This is a genomic window from Herbaspirillum sp. (genome assembly GCF_035644555.1).
Lineage (GTDB): Bacteria > Pseudomonadota > Gammaproteobacteria > Burkholderiales > Burkholderiaceae_D > Herbaspirillum.
Genome location: NZ_DASQOH010000072.1, coordinates 58,026 through 64,743, shown reverse-complemented (window position 1 = coordinate 64,743; position 6,718 = coordinate 58,026). Strand labels below are relative to the sequence as shown.

The window sequence follows — 6,718 nt, the reverse complement described above, 5'->3', positions numbered from 1 at the left end:
AAAATTGGCCTATTGGTCTTACCAATAAACTGGTAATATCCAACTTCCAAAACGACAGGTGCTCCCATTCGCTTGCGCGCCAATGCGCCGCCAGCGGGCGACGACGCCGATCCGAGACAATTCTTTCTTCAAGGAAACCAGATGAAATTACTGCGTTACGGCCCGGTTGGGCAGGAAAAGCCCGGCATCCTCGATCAGTCCGGCAAGATCCGCGACCTGTCGGCCTATATCAAGGACGTCAACGGCGCCGTGCTGGACGATGCTTCGCTGGACAAGATCCGCAAGCTCGACATCGCCAGCCTGCCACTGGTCGAAGGCTCGCCGCGCATCGGCGCCTGCGTGGGCAATATCGGCAAGTTCATCTGCATCGGCCTGAACTATGCGGACCATGCGGCCGAATCCAACCTGCCCATCCCCGCCGAACCGGTGGTGTTCAACAAGTGGACCTCGGCCGTGGTCGGCCCCAATGACGACGTCAAGATCCCCCGCGGCTCCAAGAAGACCGACTGGGAAGTGGAACTGGGCGTGGTCATCGGCAAGGGTGGTACCTATATCGACGAGAAGGACGCCATGTCGCACGTGGCCGGCTATTGCGTGGTCAACGACGTCTCCGAGCGCGAATACCAGATCGAACGCGGCGGCACCTGGGACAAGGGCAAGGGCTGCGATACCTTCGGCCCCATCGGTCCCTGGCTGGTGACCCGCGACGAAGTGGCCGATCCGCAGAAGCTGGGCATGTGGCTGGAAGTGGATGGCAAGCGCTACCAGAACGGCAACACCAGCACCATGATCTTCGGCGTGGCGCACATCGTGTCCTACCTGTCGCGCTTCATGAGCCTGCAGGCGGGCGACGTCATCTCCACCGGCACGCCGCCGGGCGTGGGCATGGGCGTCAAGCCGGAAGCGGTGTTCCTGCGCGCCGGCCAGACCATGCGTCTGGGCATCGACGGCCTGGGCGAGCAACAGCAGAAGACCATCGACGCCTGATCGCGGCGTCATCGCTGCGCCGCCATCCGGTGGCGCAGCCAAACCCAATTCAATAACAAGAAAAAATGTTGCGCAGGCCCGTGCGGCCTGCGTTACCCAATGACCGAATCAGGGAAGGAGAAACAATGAATCACTACGATTTCCAGGGCCGCAGCGCCATCATCACCGGCGGTGCGCAGGGCTTCGGCTATGCCGTGGCTGAACGTCTGTTGCAGGGCAAGGCCAAGGTCGTGCTGTGGGACATGGATGAAAAGGCACTGGCCGACGCCCGCAGCAAGCTGGAAGCGCTGGGCAATGTGGAGACCGTGAAGGTCGACATCTCCAGTGAAGCCGACGTCAAGAAGGCCATCGAAGCCACCGAGAAGCTTACCCAGTCCATCGACATCCTGGTGCACAGCGCCGGTATCGCCGGCCAGAACAATCCGGTGGCGGACTATTCGCCGGAAGAATGGCGTCGCGTCATCGACATCGACCTCAACGGTGCCTTCTACGTCAACCAGGTGGTGGTCCAGCGCATGATCGCGCAGAACTACGGCCGCATCGTCAACATCGCTTCCATCGCCGGCAAGGAAGGCAATCCCACCGCCTCGGCCTATAGCGCCGCCAAGGCCGGCATGATCGCCCTGACCAAGAGCCTGGGCAAGGAAACCGCGACCAAGAACATCGCCGTCAATGCCATCACCCCGGCGGCTGCGCAGACCCGCATCCTGGAGCAATGCACGCCGGCACACATCGAGTACATGCTCTCGAAGATTCCGCGTGCGCGCTTCGTGAAGGTGGAAGAACTGGCGGCCATGGTGGCCTGGCTGGTGTCGGAAGAGAATTCCTTCACCACCGCATCCGTGTTCGACCTCTCGGGCGGCCGCGCGACCTACTGATGCACTTGCGCCGGTCGCGGCCGGCGCCAGGCGTTTGAAAAGGCAATGGCGCACGGTCCTGCCGTGCGCCCTTCGCTCGCCCTACCCCATTACAACGACAAGACGACCTCCCGCACCGCGCGGAGGCGATGGACTTTTTGCGCCTTCATTTTTTGAAAAAGCTAGAGGAGAGACCCCGCATGACTACCACCACCATTCCGGCCAGCGCGGCGGAGCACATGGAAACCCAGCTCTATCGCCGCATCACCTGGCGCTTCGTGCCGCTGCTGATGATCTGCTTCGTGTTCGCCTACCTGGACCGCGTCAACATCAGCTTCGCCAAGCTGCAGATGCAAAGCGACCTGGGCTTCTCGGATGCCGTCTATGGCCTGGGCGCCAGTATCTTCTTCGTCGGTTACTTCCTCTTCGAAGTGCCCAGCAACATGATCCTGCACAAGGTCGGCCCCAAGCGCTGGATCGCCCGCATCATGGTCACCTGGGGCATCGCCTCGGCGGCGATGATGTTCGTTACCAGCGAGACCAGTTTCTACGTGCTGCGCTTTCTGATCGGCAGCCTGGAAGCGGGCTTCGTACCAGGTGCTCTGTACTTCTTCACCAACTGGTTCCCGTCGGCGCGACGTGGTCGCATCAATTCGCTGTTCATGGCGGCCATTGCGGTGTGCGGCATCATCGGCGGACCGATCTCGGGCGGCATCATGAAGTTCACCCATGGCGTGAGCGCGCTGCATGGCTGGCAATGGCTGTTCCTGCTGGAAGGTATTCCTTCCATCCTGCTGGGCGTGGTCTGCTATCTGGTCATCGATGACCGTATCGAGGATGCAGGCTGGTTGAAGCCGGAAGAAAAGCGCCTGCTGATCGAGCGCATCGCGGCCGAACCCAAGAGCGAGGCGGCCCACTCATTCGGAGAGGCGATCAAGCAGCCGGCTACCATTGTCATGTCGCTGATCTACCTGATGCTGGCTTCGGGCATCTATGGCCTGGTGTTCTGGATGCCGCAGCTGATCAAGTCGGCCGGCACCGACGACACCTTCATCATCGGCCTGATCTCGATGGTGCCTTACCTGTGCGCCGGCCTGGGCATGATCCTGATCGGCCGCAACTCCGACCGTACCGGCGAGCGTCGCTGGCACCTGGCTGCCTGCGCGCTGATGGGTGCCATCGGCTACGCCGCCAGCGCCTGGTTCGGCAGCAATACCCTGATCCTGGTGGTGGCGCTGTCGGCAGCGGCCACCGGCATCATCGCCGGTATCGGCCTGTTCTGGATCCTGCCGCCGCGCGTGCTCAGTGGCGCCGCGGCCGCAGCCGGCATCGCGCTGATCAACTCGGTGGGCCAGCTGGGCGGGATCATCACGCCCTACATGGTCGGCAAGATCCGCGACATCACCGGCAGCGCCGCACTGGGCCTGTACGTGGTGGCGCTGGAATGCCTGGTGGGTGCGGCACTGCTGCTGTGGGCCTTGCCGCGTCGGGTGTATTTCAAGGAGCCGGCGCAGCAGTGAGAGAGTCCAGGGAAATGATATAAACGATTTCCGCACGCTAGCAGAACCCGCCACCATGGCGGGTTCTTTTTTATGGGAAGCCGATCTCAGCGCAGGGCCGGCCTGGGCGGTGTGATATCGACGCTGCCGGCGTGGGCGTAAGCCACCTGGTCCTGGGCCAGCAAGCGGAACTGGCTGACCACCTCCGACAGGCGCGCCGCCTGTTCCTGCATCGCTTCGGCGGCGGCTGCGGCCTGCTCCACCAGTGCCGCATTCTGCTGGGTGGTCTGGTCCATGTCGTTGATGGCCAGGTTGACCTGGCTGATGCCGTCGCTCTGCTCGCTGCTGGCGGCAGTGATCTCGGCCACGATCTGGGCCACCTGATGCACGCTGGAGACCACCTCGTCCATGGTACTGCCGGCACGGACCACCAGTTCGCTGCCGGAGCCGACCTTGCTCACGGAGTCATCGATGAGGGTCTTGATTTCCTTGGCGGCAGAGGCGGAGCGTTGGGCCAGCGAGCGCACCTCGGAGGCCACCACCGCAAAGCCGCGTCCCTGTTCGCCGGCACGGGCTGCTTCGACGGCGGCGTTCAGGGCCAGGATATTGGTCTGGAAGGCGATGCCATCGATGACGCTGATGATGTCGACGATCTTGCGTGAGGATTCGTTGATGGAGCCCATGGTCGAGATCACCTGCGACACCACCTCCCCGCCCTGCTGCGCCACCGACGACGCCGAGGCCGCCAGCTGGTTGGCCTGGCGTGCATTGTCGGCGTTCTGCGAGACGGTGGAGGTCAGTTCTTCCATGGCCGAGGCGGTCTCTTCCAGGGCACCGGCCTGGCGCTCGGTGCGCGCCGACAGATCGAGGTTGCCGGTGGCGATCTCGCGCGAGGCGGTGGCAATGGCATCGGTGCCGCTGCGCACCTGGCCGACGATGCGCGCCAGGTTGCCCGTCATGGCATGCAGGGCATGCATGAGCTTGCCGGTCTCGTCGCGCCGCGCTGCCAGGGTTTCATCGACGCGCATGGTGAGGTCGCCTGCGGCCACCGCTTCGGCCACGTCCACCGCCTGCTCCAGCGGGCGGGTAATGCCCAGCGCCAGGCTGCGCGCGAACAGCCAGCCCAGCACCACCTGCAGCACGGCCAGCGCCAGCATCAGGTTGCGGCTCTGGAGATAGGTGTCATGGATGTGGACGGCGACCTGGTCGATGTTGGCGCGCTGCACATTGAGCAATTGCTGCAGCAGATCCAGGTAACCCTTGGCGGCCACGTCATAGGGGCCGGCCAGGATCCTGGCGGCCTCGTCGGCCTGGCCATCGGCCTTGGCCTTGGAGATGGCGTCGCGATACTTGATGTAATCCTTGCGCACGGCGGAGAGCTTGGCGAAGACTTCTTTCTCCTGGTCGCTGTCGAGCAGGGCCTCGATGGCCTTCTGCTGCTCGGTGGACATGCGACTGGCGGCGGCGGCATCGTCGGCGAAGAAGGCCGCCAGGCTGGGGTCGGCGCTCTTGGCGATGGCGGTGGTCCGACGCACGCTGGTGTGGATGGTACGGTACCAGTCCGAGACCAGGCGCTCCTTGGTCAGGGGTTCATGCATCATCTCGTCGGTAGCGGCGGCAATGCCATGCAGGCGCCAGATCGACAAGGCCACCACCACGCTGGCGGCAGCCAGGATGACAGCGAAACCCAGGGCCAGCCGGCGGCCTATCTTCATGTGGGAAAAATAGCTCATCTGTCTCTTTTCTTGCGCAAGGGTGAAAGGTCGACCGGTGCCAAGGACGGCGCACGGGCCGATGATGCAAGCAAACACGGGCAGGCACCATCAGGGCTTTCCTGAACGCCTGACTACGAGGACCGCACAGCATTACCGACTGGCAACACCGCGAGTGGCGCTATTGTTGCCAACAAGTCTTGCCCACAGGCATTCGTATTTTTACGTAGAGACGGAGCGCTCACGCTGAGCTATTGCGCACATGGTACGCCGGCCGCGGCGATTCAAACATGAAAAAAGGATGCCGAAGCATCCTTTCCAATTGCTTTTCCCGCTGCCCTCCTCATTGCCGTGCAGCATCATCCTCGATGGTCTGGGAAGCCGGGAAATGCACGGTGAAGGTACTGCCATGATCGGGGACGGAGGCGATGTCCAGCGTCGCATGGTGGCGCAGCAGCACATGGCGCACGATGGCCAGGCCCAGGCCGGTCCCCTGGGTCTCGCGGGAGCGGCTCTTGTCGACGCGATAGAAGCGTTCGGTGAGCCGCGAGATGTGTTCGGGACTGATACCGATGCCGGTATCCTGCACCGCGAAGTGCGCGCCCTGCGCGTCGCTCTGCCAGCGCAGGGTGATGGTGCCGCCTTCCGGGGTATAGCGCACGGCATTGGTGACCAGGTTGGTGAAGGCGCTGCGCAACTCGTCGGCATTGCCCTTGAGATCGGGGCCCTCGACCGTGAGGCGGATGTCGTGCTTGCCGGCCGACAGCGCCCGCCCCTCTTCGGCGATGCGCTCCAGCAAGGGACGCACCCGCAGCACTTCCGAGCGCAGCGGATAGTCGATCGATTCCAGCCGCGTCAGGGTGAGCATGTCGTCGATCAGGTTCTGCATGCGCTGGCCCTGTTCGGTCATCAGCTTCAGATGCGCGGTACGGATCGATTCGTCCAGGTTGGGCTGGGCCAGGGCGATTTCCAGGAAACCGTTGATGACGGTCAAGGGCGTGCGCAACTCGTGCGAGGCATTGGCCACGAAATCGCGGCGCATCATGTCGATGCGCTGGGACTCGGTGACGTCGTGGGTGACCAGGATCTGGCGCCGATTTTCGAAGGGGATGATCTGGATGATCAGCTTGCGCTCGTGCAGGGCCAGCGTAAGCGGCTGCTCGTAGCGGCCCAGGATGATGTAGTCGATGAAGGCCGGGTTGCGGATCAGGTTGGTCACGCGCATGCCCTTGTCCCGATCCAGCTTCAGCCCCAGGTGCTGCTGCGCGGCCGGGTTGCACCATTCCAGGAACAGCACGTCATCCATGATCACCACGCCATCCGGCAGCAGGCTCATGGCCTGGCGGAAGCGCGCCAGCCACTCGGCCAGTTCGGCCTGGTTCTTTTCGTCATCGCGGCGCATGCGGTACAGGCGCGCATAGACATCGGTCCAGGCGCCCCAGCCGTCGGGCAGGCGCGACTGGCCGGAATCATCCAGCCAGGTCGACAGGCGCAGCAGGTAATGCAGGTGGGCGATCATCATCGCGCCCACCGCCAGCACCGCCGTGACCAGCCCGATGATCGGGCCGAAGAAGAAACCGACGACTCCCGCTCCGGCCAGGCACAACACCAGGCGCAAGACAGCAGGAATCCAGAACAGAAGTTGTGGACTCATTGATTTGAC

General features: G+C 63.3%; 5 protein-coding genes. 3 read left to right on the top strand and 2 right to left on the bottom strand.

The annotated features are described in order from the left end of the window. Nucleotides 1-141 precede the first annotated feature (141 nt). The 3 genes from VE092_RS20640 to VE092_RS20630 all read left to right on the top strand — a co-directional run bounded on the left by VE092_RS20640 (nucleotide 142) and on the right by VE092_RS20630 (nucleotide 3,364). Entirely contained in the window at nucleotides 142-987 is an 846-nt protein-coding gene (locus tag VE092_RS20640; RefSeq protein ID WP_324879829.1) for an ureidoglycolate lyase, read from the top strand. A 125-nt stretch (nucleotides 988-1,112) separates the two neighbouring features. After that, nucleotides 1,113-1,865 carry an SDR family NAD(P)-dependent oxidoreductase gene (locus VE092_RS20635; RefSeq protein ID WP_006464991.1) on the top strand — a complete coding sequence of 251 codons (753 nt, stop codon included), beginning with the start codon at nucleotides 1,113-1,115 and terminating at the stop codon, nucleotides 1,863-1,865. A gap of 179 nt (nucleotides 1,866-2,044) precedes the next feature. Then, the gene (locus VE092_RS20630; protein ID WP_324879828.1) at nucleotides 2,045-3,364 is read left to right on the top strand and encodes an MFS transporter; all 1,320 of its coding nucleotides are present in this window, start codon (nucleotides 2,045-2,047) and stop codon (nucleotides 3,362-3,364) included. An 86-nt stretch (nucleotides 3,365-3,450) separates the two neighbouring features. On the opposite strand, the gene VE092_RS20625 is transcribed toward VE092_RS20630, so the two are convergent. Next, entirely contained in the window at nucleotides 3,451-5,076 is a 1,626-nt protein-coding gene (locus VE092_RS20625) for a methyl-accepting chemotaxis protein (protein ID WP_324879827.1), read from the bottom strand. A 322-nt stretch (nucleotides 5,077-5,398) separates the two neighbouring features. After that, nucleotides 5,399-6,709, bottom strand: coding sequence for a phosphate regulon sensor histidine kinase PhoR (phoR, locus tag VE092_RS20620; protein WP_324879826.1), 1,311 nt, complete (start codon nucleotides 6,707-6,709; stop codon nucleotides 5,399-5,401). Nucleotides 6,710-6,718: the final 9 nt, after the last annotated feature.